This is a genomic window from Paenibacillus sp. WG02 (genome assembly GCF_055396115.1).
Genome location: NZ_AP036016.1, coordinates 146,513 through 162,698 on the forward strand (window position 1 = coordinate 146,513; position 16,186 = coordinate 162,698).

11 protein-coding genes and 1 pseudogene are annotated in these 16,186 nt (G+C 45.5%); 7 read left to right on the forward strand and 5 right to left on the reverse strand.

Annotated features, from left to right (window positions below):
- Window positions 1-10 precede the first annotated feature (10 nt).
- The 3 genes and pseudogenes from ACBP55_RS00670 to ACBP55_RS00680 all read right to left on the reverse strand — a co-directional run bounded on the left by ACBP55_RS00670 (window position 11) and on the right by ACBP55_RS00680 (window position 4,438).
- Window positions 11-910, reverse strand: a complete 900-nt coding sequence (locus ACBP55_RS00670) for a carbohydrate ABC transporter permease (RefSeq protein ID WP_029194881.1) — start codon at window positions 908-910, stop codon at window positions 11-13.
- 77 nt (window positions 911-987) lie between these two features.
- A complete protein-coding gene (locus ACBP55_RS00675; RefSeq protein ID WP_464649031.1) occupies window positions 988-2,304 on the reverse strand; it encodes an ABC transporter substrate-binding protein in 1,317 nt (438 codons plus the stop codon).
- A 32-nt stretch (window positions 2,305-2,336) separates the two neighbouring features.
- Window positions 2,337-4,438, reverse strand: a pseudogene (locus ACBP55_RS00680) (amylo-alpha-1,6-glucosidase).
- A 364-nt stretch (window positions 4,439-4,802) separates the two neighbouring features.
- Between ACBP55_RS00680 and ACBP55_RS00685 the strand changes: the two are divergent.
- The 6 genes from ACBP55_RS00685 to ACBP55_RS00710 all read left to right on the forward strand — a co-directional run bounded on the left by ACBP55_RS00685 (window position 4,803) and on the right by ACBP55_RS00710 (window position 12,109).
- On the forward strand, window positions 4,803-5,822 hold the full coding sequence (locus tag ACBP55_RS00685) for a LacI family DNA-binding transcriptional regulator (RefSeq protein ID WP_464649033.1): 1,020 nt from the start codon (window positions 4,803-4,805) through the stop codon (window positions 5,820-5,822).
- A 275-nt stretch (window positions 5,823-6,097) separates the two neighbouring features.
- Window positions 6,098-6,784 carry a cell division ATP-binding protein FtsE gene (ftsE, locus tag ACBP55_RS00690; protein ID WP_029194877.1) on the forward strand — a complete coding sequence of 229 codons (687 nt, stop codon included), beginning with the start codon at window positions 6,098-6,100 and terminating at the stop codon, window positions 6,782-6,784.
- Window positions 6,774-7,691 carry a permease-like cell division protein FtsX gene (ftsX, locus tag ACBP55_RS00695; RefSeq protein WP_464649036.1) on the forward strand — a complete coding sequence of 306 codons (918 nt, stop codon included), beginning with the start codon at window positions 6,774-6,776 and terminating at the stop codon, window positions 7,689-7,691. Before ftsE ends, ftsX begins: the two co-directional genes overlap by 11 nt.
- Window positions 7,692-7,955: 264 nt before the next feature.
- Window positions 7,956-9,146: a murein hydrolase activator EnvC family protein gene (locus ACBP55_RS00700; RefSeq protein ID WP_464649038.1), complete on the forward strand. Its 1,191-nt coding sequence runs from the start codon at window positions 7,956-7,958 to the stop codon at window positions 9,144-9,146.
- Between the two features lie 91 nt (window positions 9,147-9,237).
- Entirely contained in the window at window positions 9,238-10,701 is a 1,464-nt protein-coding gene (locus tag ACBP55_RS00705; protein WP_464653197.1) for a S41 family peptidase, read from the forward strand.
- 13 nt (window positions 10,702-10,714) lie between these two features.
- On the forward strand, window positions 10,715-12,109 hold the full coding sequence (locus ACBP55_RS00710; RefSeq protein ID WP_464649039.1) for a PDZ domain-containing protein: 1,395 nt from the start codon (window positions 10,715-10,717) through the stop codon (window positions 12,107-12,109).
- 164 nt (window positions 12,110-12,273) lie between these two features.
- Here the strand turns inward: ACBP55_RS00710 and ACBP55_RS00715 are convergent, their stop codons facing one another.
- Window positions 12,274-13,089 carry a flagellar motor protein MotB gene (locus ACBP55_RS00715; protein WP_464649041.1) on the reverse strand — a complete coding sequence of 272 codons (816 nt, stop codon included), beginning with the start codon at window positions 13,087-13,089 and terminating at the stop codon, window positions 12,274-12,276.
- Window positions 13,073-13,867 (reverse strand): flagellar motor protein, encoded by a 795-nt coding sequence (locus ACBP55_RS00720; RefSeq protein WP_464649043.1) that lies wholly within the window; start codon window positions 13,865-13,867, stop codon window positions 13,073-13,075. The genes ACBP55_RS00715 and ACBP55_RS00720 overlap by 17 nt, the downstream gene beginning before the upstream one ends.
- A 298-nt stretch (window positions 13,868-14,165) precedes the next feature.
- On the opposite strand from ACBP55_RS00720, the gene uvrB reads away from it, so the two are divergent.
- A complete protein-coding gene (uvrB, locus tag ACBP55_RS00725) occupies window positions 14,166-16,163 on the forward strand; it encodes an excinuclease ABC subunit UvrB (protein ID WP_464649045.1) in 1,998 nt (665 codons plus the stop codon).
- Window positions 16,164-16,186: the final 23 nt, after the last annotated feature.

The window sequence follows — 16,186 nt, forward strand, 5'->3', positions numbered from 1 at the left end:
CTCTCCTCTCTTAGTTCAATTTCTCTTCGCCGCCGAAAAGCTTGCGTTGAATCAGCGTCACAATCATGATTGCGCAGGTTAACATAAAGGCTAAAGCGGATGCGTAGCCCATATCCAAGTTTTTGAACGCATATTGATAAATCAATAGAACAAGGGTGAGCGTAGAATTATCAGGGCCCCCAGAACCATTTGACAAGATATAGGCCTGATCAAAAAGCTGGAACGTTCCGATCAATCCCATGGTCACCACGAAGAAAGTGACGGGTTTGAGCATAGGTACTGTAATCGAGATGAATCTGCGCCAAGTTCCTGCGCCATCAAGCTCGGCTGCTTCATATAACGTATCGGGAATATCCTGCAGCGCTGCTAAGTAAATAACCATAAACTGAGGCGCTGTGGAAAATATATTCATGATCATAATGCCTTTAAGGGCGACGCTCGGGTCTCCCAGCCAATTGAAACTATCCATGCCCAGGAAATTGAGCATATCATTTAGTAATCCATCAGATTTGTAAAGCCACATGAAAATGAGGGTTAACACCGCGGATGAGGTGATTGTCGGCATAAAGTAGACAACTCTGAAAAAATTACGGAACTTAATTTTAGAATTCAATACGGACGCCATCAGCATGGCGACAATCGTTTGTATCGGAACGACATATAACGCGTATTCAACGGTATTACGGAGCCCGATCCAGGCGCGGTCGTCATCGGCGATACGGGCGAAGTTGCGAAGTCCGATGAATTTGTAGCTTATGCCGCCAAGCAGCTCAACCTTATGCAGAGAGAGGAAAACTGCGTAAAGAATAGGCAGTAAAAAGAAGGCGCCAAGCACAATCAGAGACGGAGAAACGAACAAATATCCAGAAATCACGTCCCGCCATTTGCGGCGGTTCCAGCGTCGTTTCATTCAAAGCTCCCCCTTTCCTGTAAAATGCCGTAAAAGAGGAAGTTTCTCCTCTTTTACGGCTGCTATGCGTTATTTGGTTATTTACTTGCGGCAATTTCTTTATTAGCGGTGTCTTGCGCTTTTTTGAGCGCTTCTTCCAGGGTTACTTTACCTTGATAAGCGGAAATAAACTGATTGTTGAAGTTGTTCATGATGGTCGGCAACGTTTCTTTTGCTTGCCATGGAATGGAATAGGAGTTGCCGGCTACTAAAGCAGCGCGCAGCGGATCTTTGTCAAAGCCAAGTTCTTTGGCTACGGATTTACGAGCAGGCAGCGCTAAGCCTTTGCTGGTCCAAGTTTTCATGCCTTCTTTACCAGTCAGGTAAGAAATAAGTTCATATGCTTCTTGTTTGTGCTTTGAGCTTTTATTCATTACATAGGCTACTGTGTAAGCCATTGTTGCTTTTTTGCCGAAAGTGGTTGGGAGTTCAGCTGTTCCAAAATCAAGATCTTTGAATGTGCTTTGCAGGTACGGAATCGCCCAGTTTCCTTCGATCACCATCGAAGCTTTGTGCTGTCCGAACATTTCTCCGCCCCAGCCTGCGCCCAGATCTTTCGGTTCGCCAGCGGATTTATCTTTCAGGTGCATATCAACTACCGGTTGTAGACCTTTCAACGCTTCAGGAGATGAGTAAGCCGCATTGCCATTGTCGTCGGAAACCTTGCCGCCAGCAGCTTGAATCATGAACATTTGACGGGCGAGCTCAGGCGCAGCGCCAAATCCGAAGCGGGATACTTTACCGCCATCTGCTTTTGTCAGCTTTTTGGCTGCATCTTGAAGCTCTTCCCAAGTTGTAGGAACCTTAGTGATACCAGCTTCTGCGAAATCTTTCTTATTGTAGAAAAGCGCTAGTGTAGACGTATCTTTCGGGAAGCCATAGCTTTTGCCGTCTTTACCTTTAAAAGCGTTCAGAAGCGGCGCTTCGAAGTCAGCAACGTCAAACTCAGGTTTTACATAACCATCAAGCGGTTCGAGCACGTTTTTGGCAATCAGGCCAGGAGCTTCGAATGCGTCTAGGAAGAATACATCCGCGCCTTCGCCACCTACTAAGCGAGTTTTAATGACATCCATATATTGATCCGCGATTACGTCAAACTTAACGGTAATGTTCGGATGTTTGGTTTGGAAATCTTTCAATACTTGTTGAAATAAGGCTGTTTCTTCAGGACTGGAGCCCCAACCGTTCAATGTAATCGTGACTGGCTCTGCCGATTTAGGTGCCGCAGTCGCTGCAGCTGAAGCCGCAGGAGCCGATGGGGATGGTGATGCGTTGTTCGCTTGGTTGCCACAGCCGGAGATTACGATCATCGATGATACAGCGGCAAGTGAAATGCCAGTAAGCCATTTTTTCATGAGTAAATGCCTCCCTTTTTATAAGTAGCTATTTATGAATGTTGAATCACTTGAAGCCCTGTTGTATTGTGCAGCACGTTCACAACCGCAGTCTGCGTCTGTGGGTTAATCTGAATGTGGAGGCTCAGCTTGCCTTGCGCCACGGTCATATTACGGACGGTAAGTTCCGTCATGCCAGATGGCAGTACGGGATTCAATCGGATAGTACCTCCCAGCGTATCGGGCTCGATCCCGAGCATGGTCTGCAAAAATACTAGCGGAGTACCGGCTGCCCAGGCTTGAGGAGAACAAGCGACAGGATAAGGTACAGGCTCACCTATGGAATCGTCGTACCCGCAATATAATTCAGGGAGTCTATGGTACTCAAAACTTTCAGATGCCTTCATTAAGCCCTCAATGACTTGCATGGTTTCCGCTTTGAAGCCGCTGCGGCTCATTCCCAGCAATACAAGGGAGTTGTCATGCGGCCAAATGCTGCCGTCGTGATAGCTCATAGGATTGTAGCCGGACGATTCCGTGCTCATAGTGCGAATGCCGTAGCCGCTAAACATGTCGGGTGCTACTAGTCTTCGCACCACGGATTCAGCACGGTCTGGCTGCAGCATGCCTGACATGAGGACATGACCAGGATTGGTTGTCACCGATTGGACTTGCTTCTTGTCAGCATCTAGTGCAATTGCGTAAAAGCCTTCTTCTTCCATCCAGAAGCTCGATTCGAAGCGTTGGCGAAGATCTTCTGCGGAGCTTTCCAGCTCTTCGGCCATCGATTCTTTACCTAGCCGACGAAGAATCGGAGCTAGTTTAACCTTGGCATGGTAGACATAACCTTGCACTTCTGCGAGCGCAATGGGTGCTTTGGCATAATCGCCGTTGCGATGTACGACAGAATCGCCAGAATCTTTCCAACCTTGGTTGGCGATGCCTTTGGATGATTTCTGGTAATATTCCACAAATCGGTCGCCGTCTGCATCTCCATAATTGTCGATCCAGTGCAAGGCTCGCTCGATGTTCGGCATCAACTGCTCAATGAGCGCCGTATCACCGGTCCATTGCACATACTCCGCAGCAAGGAGTAGGAAAAGAGGCGTTGCATCAATGGTTCCGTAGTAAGGTGTGAAAGGAATCTGGTTCGTTAATGCAAGCTCGCCATAGCGAATTTCGTGCATAATTTTACCGGGTTCTTCATCACGCCACACATCTTCTTTTGTCCCTTGATAGGAGGCCATTGTAAGCAATGTACCTTTGGCCACATTGGGTTCTGCGGGCAACATTTGTAGTGCAGCGATTAAGCTGTCCCGTCCAAATGGGACTGCATACCAAGGCAGCCCGGCAACGGGAAACGTCCATGCCCGAGGTCCGTAAGGAGCACGCGCAAATCCTGGAGTCCTCGGTCGTACAAGTGATTGAACAGGGGAAGATTGCTTTCTACGGACGTGGTATTTTGGTCCCATTCTTGATAGGAAGCTTTCAGCATCTCAATCGCTTGTTGGGCAGATACTTGCTCTGGTCCCTTGCCATCGATAAAAGGGGCAATGAAGAAGGTAACGGATTGGCGCTCTTTGGGCGCTAGCTCAAAGTTGAAGGCTATCGTGCTGTCTTCCTGTACAACCGTTTCCTTGCGATCCCAACAAATATGCGTCTGACGTTCAATTCCGTCTGTGCCTTTGTAGCGTTTGACCAGCTTCTGGTGTTCCATCACATCAGGGAGCGCTTCACCGAAAGTTCCATTCTGAAAGCCCCGAACGACGAACATGTCAGCGAAATCGCTTTCGAATCGAGCTGTAAAGTCGAAAGCAACCGGCTTCGGATAAAAGTTAGTGAAGGCAATGGTTTCATATAGAGCGCCTTCGTAAATAAATCGTTGTCTTTCCAGTTCGACAGATTCTCTCCAAAGAATCAACTGCCCATCCGATTCCATATGAGGATTAGTCATACGAATGGTGGCGATATAGTTCGTTCCTGCGGAAGAACTAAGCAGAATCGGTTTTTTGCCGTTAATACGAATTTCAAGCCCACTTAGAAAGCGGGTATCTTTCGTATATAGACCGTGTCCTGCTTCATTGCCTGCTGGAATATCGCCGGTTTTATCGGTCATGAGGAAGAGATCATTCTCCTTAATGACTCGGTAATCCATTCGGGCCACCCCTTTTCTCTGTTATTCTTGATGATTTCTACTACATTATTCTTACCGAAACGTTTCGGAGACAAATAAAAAGAAAAGGAAACCAAAATCAAAGGGGTCGAAACCCATTAAATTTTCTTTCCAATTTTTACCCAATCACTAATTTAACGTTTCCGAAACGTTTTGGTAACTTGATATTTTGATTATACAGAAGGATGTAACCATTTTCAATCCCCTTTAACAAATTTTTAAGCGTTTACATCAGGCAATAATTAAGATTGAAACTAGAAGCGGAATAGATTAATATAGGAATTATATAAAAATTCCGACCGATTTATTCCAAAACGTTTTGGACAGGGGCGAACACGCTAACTATATGATTACAATAAAAGATATTGCCAGAGAAGCCGGCGTGTCCGTCACTACCGTATCGCGAGCGCTTAACGGATACAATGATGTGAATGATGATACCCGCAAAAAGATTCAGCTCATTGCGAATGAGCTTGGTTATAGTCCTAATATGGCCGCGCGCAGCCTAATATCCAAAAAAACACAGACACTCGGACTGCTGCTATCCGGAATTACGCGTAATAGTACTAAGGATAGTATCGCGTTTGAAATTCTTTGCGGTATGAATGACCGGGCGGGGGAGCTGAATTACGATCTGATCTTATTCAGTACTACACCCCAGAAGCAAGCTGCGAAATCCTACAAAGCGCTTTGTCAGGAACGCGGGGTGGATGGTGTTATTATTATGGGCATTCGGCTGGATGATCCCTATTTAAAAGAGATCGTCACCTCGAGTTTACCTTGCGTACTGATTGATATTCCTTTTAAAAACAGCAATGTTGGTTATGTGACTTCGGATAATATTCAAGGCGCGTCTCGGATGACGCAGTTCTTGATTGAACAGGGCCATAAGAAGGTAGCGCTAGTGAATGGCCACGCGCAAGCTGATGTCAGCATTAAGCGTTTGGATGGTTATAAGCAAGCTTTGGAGCAAGCAGGCATTCCGTTTGAGGAGGATTTGGTTCTCGACGGGGGGTTCTCGGATGAAGGAGCTCGTGACGCTACGTACAGGCTTATGTCTCAGCGTCCTGATGTGACCGCTATTTTTTGCGCAAGTGATCTAATGGCTCTTGGGACGATGCAGGCGCTTCGGGGACTTGGACTTCAAATCCCTGGCGATGTCTCAGTCGCTGGATTCGACAACATCAGTATCTCCGCCTATTGTTCTCCAGCTTTAACAACCGTTAGCCAAAATCCATATGAAATCGGTTATCAATCTGCCCAGATGATTATTGACATGCTGGAGGGCCGTCAGGTAACCAAACAATTGGTGCTTCCAGCAGAACTTCTCGTCCGATCTAGTGTAGCCCCACCTAAAAATAAATAAAACTAATGACAGGACCGTCCTAAGCAGGGCGGTTTTTGCGTATGGTATAGTTTTCTAGTTCGACAGTACTAGCGTTGGATTTCTCATATTCTCTAATAAAATGATATAATGACAGTATTCAACAGGAATTTCAAAGCTATTTTAAAAGGAATTTCAGCTTTTGTGTCGAATGGTTAAAAGCTATGTTTATAGCAGAGAGACTTTGAGCTACGCTCAAAGATCCCACAGTAGAGAGACTTTGCTACGCAAAGATCCATATATTAGGATGTGATATTGTGATCGAAATGCAGGACGTATGGAAAACATACTCCAACGGCACTCATGCATTGCGAGGGATTAATGTAAAAGTGGACAGCAATGAGTTCGTCTATGTTGTTGGACCTTCCGGCGCAGGTAAATCTACATTTATGAAGTTGATGTATAGAGAAGAGAGGCCGACCAAGGGGCAAATCTTCGTGAACGGATTTAATTTGGAAAAGCTGAAACAGCGTAAAATTCCTTTTGTGCGCCGTAATATCGGCGTTATTTTCCAGGATTATCGACTGCTTCCTAAGCTTAATATTTTTGAAAATGTGGCTTTCGCTATGGAAGTTATCGAGGCACCTAAGAAGCAGATTAAGAAACGCACCATGGAAGTGCTCGAGCTTGTTAAGTTGAAGGATAAAGCAAATTCGCTGCCCTCTCAGCTTTCTGGAGGCGAGCAGCAGCGGGTAGCGATTGCCCGGGCAATAATTAACAATCCAGCCGTCATTATCGCCGATGAACCGACAGGAAATCTCGACCCTGAGACCTCTTGGGGAATCATGAAATTGATGGAGGAAATTAACTTCCGGGGAACCACCATAGTCATGGCTACGCATAACAAGGAAATCGTCAATACGATGCGTAAACGAGTCATTGCGATTGAGCATGGACTCATTGCTCGTGACCAGGCACGGGGGGAGTACGGTTATGAAGATTAGTACGGTTTCTCGTCATTTGCGAGAAGGTACGAAGAATGTCGTTCGGAATGGCTGGATGACGTTCGCGTCGATCAGTTCGATTGCCATTTCATTATTTATTTTAGGTGTTTTCGTCCTTATTACCCTTAATGTGAATGATATTGCAGGTCAGATTGAGAAACAGGTTGAGATTAATGTGTACCTGGAGGTTAATACTTCGCAGGATCAGATGAAGACGCTCGAATCTCAAATCCAAGCTATTCATGAGGTAAAATCGATCAAGTTTGTTTCGAAAGAAGAGGGCCTTGTTTATTTAAGGCAAAAGCTTGGTGAGAGCGGTAAAGCTTTGTTAGATGGATTTGAAGGGGATAATAACCCGTTAAACGATGCATTCACCATCGAAGTTGATGACCCGCGAAATGTGGCCGTCGTTGCTGATCAAATCAGCGCGCTTAACATCGGCAAAGATCCAAAGCCTATCTATAAGGTGAACTATGGCAAAGGCACGGTGGAAGCCCTATTTAAGGTGACACAAATTGTTCGTTGGATCGGGATTGGTATCGTTATTTTACTTTCATTTACCGCCGTGTTCCTAATCGCGAATACGATTAAAATTACGATTTTGGCCAGACGCAAAGAAATATCAATTATGAAACTGGTGGGTGCGACGAATTCCTTTATTCGTTGGCCGTTCTTTATAGAAGGTGCTCTACTTGGATTCATTGGTTCAGTGATCCCGACAGCTATTATTCTAGGTGGGTACTGGAAACTGCTTAACACAAGTTCATTGAACTTGAATTTGCTTATGGTTGAATTAACACCTTTCGGGAAGATTGCTCCTACGATGACGGCTTTGTTGTTAGGTATTGGCATGGTTATAGGCATCTGGGGGTCCCTAATCTCCGTCCGCAAATTCCTCCGGGTCTAAAAGGTGGCTAAATAAGCCCACTTTGATAACGAAGTTGATCTTGAAGCTTAATCGGCGTCGAATCTTGAATGAAAATGGGGCAGTGCGGTACTCATGTAGCTTGCTACACTCCGTTCCTCCTGCCCTCATTTTCATCCAACCTTCTCGGTTCTGAAAGCGGGCTTTTTTAGCTTCTATTTATATTAAAATATTTTCAAAGATTCATAGATTTAAAGATTAGAGATTTATTGAGTACCAGGTTTTGATGATGGGGAGGCTACGTGCTTGAAGAAGAAGATTCTGCCTGTGGTGTTGACACTTGGGATTGCGGCTTCATTGGCGGTTCCTTATGCGGGATATGCCGCTTCAACAACGGAAAAGATCGATCAGCAGTTGACTCAGCTCAAGAAAATGAAAGCGCAGGCGCAGCAGAAGGCGAATGACGCGCAGAATCAAATAACGAAGGTCCAGACGGAGAAGGACCAGGCGACCAAGGATATGAAAACGCTTGTTAATCAGGTGAATGAGGCTAGTATGAAGCTCACGAAGCTGAATGAGGAAATTGACCAAGTGTCGACTGCTTTAGCGGATAATGCTAAGCAATTGGATGAGGCAGTTGCGCGAGTTGAGACTCGTGATAATATGCTGAAATCCCGTGTACGCCTGATGTACATGAACGGATTTGTTTCCTACATGGATGTGGTGCTTAGCGCGACTAGTTTTTCTGATTTCTTGAACCGAATTGAAGCTTTGAAATCTATTGTCAACCAAGATAAAGAGATACTAGTAGCGAATAAGAAAGATAAAGAGACGGTTGCCCAGAAGAAAGCAGATACGGAGCAGCAGCTTGAGAAGGTTAAGACCCTTTACGCTGACGCCGACGCCCTTAGGGATGACCTGCAAGCGAAGGAAAAGGCCAAGGAAGTTAAGATTGCTTCCCTTACGAAGCAAGAGAAGGTGCTAGAGGATATTTCGGAAGAAAGCGATAAACAGATTACACAATTAGCGAAGCAAGAAGCTGACCTACAGGCGAAGAAGCGGGCTGCTAGTAATGCGAAGTCGCCTTTCACTTATTCCGGTGGGAAACTGGGTTACCCATTGGCCGTTCAAGCACCGCTTACTTCCGATTTCACGATTAGAATCAATCCAGTTACAGGCCGATCAGAGAGCCATAAAGGGATTGATTTGGGAGCACCCAAAGGAACGGATATCCTCGCGGCTGAGAACGGCTCAGTCATCTATGCATCATGGATGAACGGCTATGGGAATTGCGTCATCGTGGATCATGGGAATGGGTTATGGACGGTATATGGACATATTATGAATGATGGGATCTATGTCAAAGTTGGCGATGTGGTGAAACGCGGACAGAAGATTGCCGGTGTTGGCTCGACAGGTCAATCGACAGGGAACCATTTGCATTTTGAAGTTAGGAAGAATGAAGTTCCAACCGATCCTAAACCGTATTTACGATAAGGGAACTTGGTTATAAAACGGGAATAGCTTGTCATATACTACAAACAGGCGAACCCAAATGGGTTTTAGGAAAAAGGTGGTGAAACGCGCTTTGCAATTCAAAGGACGCACGGTCATAGTATTTGTATTATTAGCCATGTTTGCAAGCAGTATCGTGACACTGACGATTGTGGATTCATCCTTTTCTTGGGGGCGGAAAGAGCAGCCTGCGGGCAGCACAGCCGCATCCACGGCCACCTCATCCGGGCTATCGAGTAAGGATTTGAGTAAAATCTCTACAACGTTTCAATTGATCGAGAGCAAATATTTGAAGCAGCCGGATCATGATAAGTTGGTCAACGGTGCAATCAATGGCATGCTGGAATCTCTGGAAGATCCATTTACAGTTTATATGGATCAGAAGGAAGCGAAGCAGTTCGATGAGAGTATTACATCCTCTTTTCAAGGCATAGGGGCAGAGGTTTCGATTGAGGAAGGTAAGTTCGTTATCGTGTCTCCCATCAAGGGATCTCCTGCTGAGAAAGCGGGTATTCAATCCAAAGACGTGATTGTCTCTGTCAACGGTGAGAAATTGGACGGGCTTACACTCAACCAAGCGGTCATGAAAATCCGCGGGCCTAAAGGGACGCAGGCGAAGCTGGATTTACTTCGTCAAGGTGCCGGTGATCCGGTGCAAGTCATCGTGGTCAGGGATAATATTGACGTTGAAACGGTCTATGGCGAAATGCTGCAGGACCAAATCGGAAAGATTGAGATTCGCCAGTTCTCCTCGAATACGGCCGTCCGTTTCGCTGAAGAGCTGAAAAGCCTTGAAGCCAAAGGGATGAAAGGGCTTGTTATCGACGTGCGTAATGACCCGGGCGGTCTGTTGAACGTAGTCGTAGATATCGTGAATCCATTCGTTAAGAGCGGCAAGCCGATCGTCCAGGTCGAGAATCGGGATGGCAAGCGGGAGCCGACACCTTCAACGGGTTCAGGCAAGAACTATCCGGTTACTGTGCTTATCAACAAGGGCAGTGCGAGTGCTTCCGAGATATTAGCTGGAGCCTTCCAAGAAGCGGTTGGCAGCAAGATTATTGGTGAAACCTCCTACGGGAAAGGAACCGTTCAGGTTACTTTCGAGAAGGAAATGGGCGACGGCAGCAATATTAAAATGACCGTGTACAAATGGTTAACACCAAATGGTAACTGGATTCACAAAACGGGAATCCAACCGGATATTCCAGTTGAACAGCCAGGTTATTTCAAAGCAGCTCCGCTATCTAAGAAGAGTGTGCTTAAACAAGATATGACAAGCGATGATGTGAAGAATCTACAGCTGATGCTGACAGGTCTTGGTTTTAACCCAGAGCGTACAGATGGTTATTTTAATGATAAGACCGTTACAGCTGTAAAAGCATTCCAACGGACTAATGGTTTGCCTATGACAGGCGAAGTAGACACGGAAACAGCGACTAAAATTGAAAAATCAATTTTGGTGCAAATTCGTGAGCCGAAAAACGATTCGCAATTAAAAGCAGCCATTGGGCAAATTCAAAAGCAAATCGGGAAATAATAAGGATCAGATATTGGAAATTCGTCAAGATGGGCAGGAGTTAGGCTCTAATAGTCGAATTAGTGTAGGAAGGTTGCTGCGGCTGCCTTCCTATTTCTTTTTCATCAAGGAGACCCAGATTCGTATGGATGTATTGATTCAACTCTTGGACAGACTGCTGCAGGCTGTAGGGCAGTTGTTTGCGAATCCTTTTTACTATATAGGTATTCTATTTATCGTGCTGCATTATCGGAAACAGATTCAGATGGAGCGTAAGCTGTTTCACACGCGCTTGCATTCTTTATTAAATGAGACGTGGCGAACCGTACTTTGGGGTTGGCTAGGCGGTATAAGTGCCTCCGTACTTATGCTCTTCGTAGGTGTTAATATTCAAGCGAGCACAATAATTCTATTGTGGGTCTTATCGATTATCCTAGTGATAATGCGCGTTAGATTCTTCTGTTTAGCTTATGCGGTAGGTATTTTGGGAATCGCGCAAGTGATTCTTTCGTGGATACCGAACGCGGCCAGCCTCCAGGAGGCAATTCCGGTTCTGGACATTGTAGTTGGCGCGGATATCCCCTCCTTGCTGGTCATTGTCGCCATACTTCATCTTCTAGAAGGAACACTCGTCGGTTTTCAAGGGGCACGTATGGCGACACCGCTGTTCCTGGAGGGAAGAAGAGGGCAAATTATCGGCGGGCAACAGCTGCAAGGTTTCTGGCCTGTTCCATTATTTTTGCTCGTTCCTATGACGGGGGGGAGTATACAAGGACTTCCATGGGATACGCTGTTTGGTTCAAACCTCGCATCCGGATGGACACTTCTTGCCTTTCCGGCAATGATTGGTTTTACGGAGCTAACGATTTCGAAGCTTCCCCGCAAACAAGCCCGTTTCAGCGCAAGCTTACTCTACTTATATGGCATCATCCTATTAGTTACAGCGATTGGAGCTCATTTCTGGTCACCGATTCTGCTTGTAGGAGCCGTACTCAGCATAGCTTTACATGAAGGATTGATTCGGTATAACCAATGGGTGGAAGATAAGCTGGTGCCGTTCTATGTTCACTCACAGCGAGGTCTTATGGTGTTGTCGGTAGTGCCAAACAGTCCTGCCCACGAGCTTGGTATTCAAACGGGCGAACTCATTCACAAGGTGAACGGTCATAAAATCAAGACGAAAACCGATCTGCACGTTGCCATGCGGTTGAATTCTGCTTTCTGCAGGCTGGAAGTGCTGAATGAGCAAGGTGAGGTACGTTTCTTGCAGCGAGCGATTTACTCTGGCGATCATCATCAATTAGGTATTATTTTAGCTCCGGATCAGGATGCACTGTACTTCCTAGAGCAAAGACCTCTGCATCTATTTTCCTATTTGCGAAGTAAACTGACAGGCTTGTTATCTAATGATTCAACGAAATCCATGTGATTAAAAAAGACCCTATCCTCTCGTTTGAAAGAGGAAGGGTCTTTGTTTTCCACATAAGAAAGTATAAGTTTATTTCTAACAGAGAAACTTGACTTTCTTATTGGCGATAAAACCTACATTTAAACGCGGTCGCTCATCTTCGAAATGCATCGATAGAGGTTTTCTCATTTAACCGTTGTTGTAGGAGATAGCCCATCACGCAGTACAATGATTTCGACGCGGCGATTTTTGCTGCGGTTCTCATCGCTGGTGTTGGCTACTTTTGGCATTGTATCGGCATAAGCGGTAGCAATAAATTTATTATTATCCAATTTGGCCGTATCACTAAAATAGCGAAGCACCGAAAGGGAACGAGCGAATGATAATCCCCAGTTATCTTTGAAAGGATTGCCTGTAGCTAGCGGCAAGTTGTCGGTATGACCTTCAATGCTCACCTTGCTGTTCAGCGTAGGGATGAGTGAAGCGAGCTTCTGTAGAATAGGAAAGGAGGCCGCTTTCAGATCCGCTTTTCCTAGGTCGAATAGGAATAAGTCATTAAGGGTGATAGCCACACCGCGTTCTGTATCGCTAGCGGATACTTGTGCCTCCAGATTCTGATCCTTAATATAAGCTTGAACTTGTTTTAAAAGATCTTGGAGCTCCTTCTCGCGCTTCTCTTTTTCATTTTCTTCAGGCTTTGTTTTATCTTTCTCTTCTTTATTGTCATCTTGGCTCTGATTCTGGTTCTGCGGTGTCTGGGCATCGCCTTGCTTAGGGGTCATTTGACCACTTACGCCAAAGCCTTTATCCAAAACCGAGTCGGCTTTCTGGAATTGCATGTTTAAGGCTTGGGCCAGAACGGAATACTTTTGAACATCGACTTTACTCATAGCATACATAATAATGAAGAAAACGAGCAGAAGGGTGATCAAATCAGCGTAAGTAATGAGCCATCTCTCATGATTGACATGTTCCTCGTGCTTCTTACCTCTCCGCGCCATTATCGGCATCCTCCTCTGCGACTTTCTTCGCTGATTTATCGTGGAGGAAGGAATTCAGTTTTTTCTTAATTAACTGTGGATTCTCACCGGCTTGAAGGGCAAGAATTCCTTCTAACATCAGTTCCATTTCGGAAACCATTTCTTTGCCGCGAACTTTTATTTTATTAGCAATCGGAAGATAGACCAAGTTGGCGCTCATAACACCGTATAAGGTAGCTGTAAAAGCAACAGCAATCGCAGGACCGAGACTGGAGGGATCGTCGAGATTACCAAGAACGTGAATAAGCCCCATAACAGTACCAATAATTCCCATGGTTGGTGCATATCCGCCTCCGGCTTCAAACACCTTTGACATATTATTAACCTGGTGCTCAATAGCGTCCATTTCAAGCTCCAGAATTTGTCTGGTCAGCTCGGGATCAGTTCCATCCACCACCATAAGCAAGCCATCTTTAAGGAATGGATTTGTATGCTCCTGTGCGCGCTGCTCTAGGGCTAGTACACCTTCTCGACGAGCGATCGAAGCCATATCTACAAGTTCATCAATCGTTGCTCCCGGATCTCTTTTTACTTCTTTGAAGGCAATGCCTAGAGCTTTAGGGATTTTGGCTAAAATAGAGAGCGGAAAGCTGATGGCTACTGCACCAAAGGTTCCGCCGAAAACGATCAGCATGGCACTCGGGATGATCAATGAACTAATATGACCGCCATCCCACATGTACCCGCCGATTAAACCTGCAAGACCCAATACTAATCCTAAAACTGTTGTCAAATCCATGACTGTACCACTCCTAATTAGCATAAAAAGAATAGGAACCATAAAGCAACCTGATAAGTTCGTTGAAGCCTCTCTTCACAAAGCTTATACAGGCCGTAACAGATATTGCCGTTTGCATCCATGATTCAAAAAGAGTATAATGAAAAAACCAGAACAAACATTCTTATGATGGATGAAATTAGAGATTCCTTCATATTTGTGCAGAATTAGTTCCATAAACTTCTATATCGGAAATAGCATAAGGAAAGTTAATAGGATAAAAGTTCGATTTATTTCGATAAAATGTGGGTGATTATTGATGAGTGAACTACAAATTAGCTCTAAGAAGTTTGAGCTTGTGTCCGATTTTTCTCCGCAAGGCGATCAGCCCAAGGCGATTGAGGAAATTGTTCAAAGTATACAAGCGGGTAATAAGCATCAGACACTCTTAGGTGCGACGGGAACGGGAAAAACGTTCACAGCGGCGCAAGTCATTGCCAAGTTGAACCGTCCTACCCTGATTATTGCGCATAACAAAACGTTAGCCGCACAGTTGTGCAGTGAATTTAAAGAATTTTTCCCTCATAATGCCGTCTCCTACTTCGTTAGTTACTATGATTACTACCAACCAGAAGCCTACATTGCCTCCTCTGACACTTACATCGAGAAAGATTCCAGCATCAATGAAGAGATAGATAAGCTCCGACACTCGGCGACAAGCTCATTATTTGAGCGCCGTGACGTTATTATCGTTGCGAGTGTGTCTTGTATTTACGGCTTGGGTTCGCCAATTGAATACGGGAATATGCTGCTTTCTTTACGTGTAGGTATGGAGAAATCGCGTAATGAGATTTTACACAAGCTCGTGGATATTCAATATCAGAGGAATGATTTAAATTTTGTCCGTGGTACATTTCGCGTGCGCGGAGATGTCGTAGAGATTTTCCCAGCTTCTCATGGCGAACAAGCGGTGAGAGTTGAATTGTTTGGTGATGAGATTGAAAAGATTACGGAAATCAATGTGCTCACCGGCGAAATAATCGGCGAGCGCGATCATATCGCGATCTTCCCGGCGTCTCACTTTGTGACGCACGAAGATACGATGAAGCGCGCACTCGTGAATATTGAGCGTGAGCTCGAGGAGCGTCTTGCCGAGCTGAAAGAGCAAGGGAAGCTGCTCGAAGCGCAGAGGCTGGAGCAGCGGACGCGCTACGATATGGAAATGATGCAAGAGATGGGCTTCTGCAATGGGATTGAGAATTACTCAGGTCCGCTGACTTTCCGTGAGCGGGGGGCTACGCCTTATACGCTTTTGGATTATTTCCCAGACGATATGCTCTTTATGGTCGATGAATCTCATGTGACTTTGCCACAGATTCGTGCGATGTATAATGGGGATAGGGCAAGAAAAGAAGTATTGGTTGATCACGGTTTCCGTTTGCCTTCTGCACTGGATAACCGTCCTCTACGCTTTGAGGAGTTTGAGGAGAAAGTCAGCCAAATTTTATATATATCAGCAACACCTGGACCCTATGAGTTGGAACATTGTCCAGAAATGACGCAGCAAATTATTCGTCCTACTGGGTTATTGGATCCAATCATTGAAGTAAGACCAACTAAGGGTCAGATCGATGATTTAATAGCCGAAATTCATGATCGAATTCGTAAAGATGAGCGGGTGCTCGTTACGACCTTAACGAAAAAGATGTCGGAGGATTTAACCGATTACTTTAAGGAAATAGGCATTAAGGTTCGGTACTTGCACTCGGATATCAAGACATTTGAACGTATGCAGATTTTACGTGATTTGCGGTTGGGGACTTTCCATGTTCTTGTGGGAATTAACCTCCTTAGGGAAGGGCTTGATTTACCTGAGGTTTCGCTGGTCGCTATTCTAGATGCGGACAAAGAAGGGTTCTTGCGTTCGGAACGATCGTTGATTCAAACCATCGGCCGTGCGGCGAGGAATTCAGACGGTCGTGTTATTATGTATGGAGATAAAATAACAGATTCTATGCAGAAGGCGATCTATGAAACGAGTCGCCGTCGTGGTCTGCAAGAAGCGCATAATGAGAAGCTGGGGATTACGCCGCAAACCATTGCCAAGAAAATACGCGATGTCATTGAAGCTACGAAGGTGGCTGAACAGAAAGCGGATTATCTGGCCGATGTGAAGGGTGCGAAGATGTCGAAGAAGGATCGCGCATCGCTGATCGAGCGTTTGGAAGGCGAGATGAAAGAGGCAGCGAAAAACCTGCAGTTCGAACGAGCCGCACAGCTGCGTGATGCTATTATGGAAATGAAAGCTGATGCCTAGAAGAGGCATCAGCTCCACATAGG

Bases quoted from the DNA above. Each gene is read 5' to 3' on its own strand.
- ACBP55_RS00675 (WP_464649031.1), bottom strand. From the start codon at position 2,304: ATGAAAAAATGGCTTACTGGCATTTCACTTGCCGCTGTATCATCGATG.
- ACBP55_RS00670 (WP_029194881.1), bottom strand. From the start codon at position 910: ATGAAACGACGCTGGAACCGCCGCAAATGGCGGGACGTGATTTCTGGA.
- ACBP55_RS00685 (WP_464649033.1), top strand. From the start codon at position 4,803: ATGATTACAATAAAAGATATTGCCAGAGAAGCCGGCGTGTCCGTCACT.
- ACBP55_RS00720 (WP_464649043.1), bottom strand. From the start codon at position 13,867: ATGGATTTGACAACAGTTTTAGGATTAGTATTGGGTCTTGCAGGTTTA.
- ftsX (WP_464649036.1), top strand. From the start codon at position 6,774: ATGAAGATTAGTACGGTTTCTCGTCATTTGCGAGAAGGTACGAAGAAT.
- ACBP55_RS00715 (WP_464649041.1), bottom strand. From the start codon at position 13,089: ATGGCGCGGAGAGGTAAGAAGCACGAGGAACATGTCAATCATGAGAGA.
- uvrB (WP_464649045.1), top strand. From the start codon at position 14,166: ATGAGTGAACTACAAATTAGCTCTAAGAAGTTTGAGCTTGTGTCCGAT.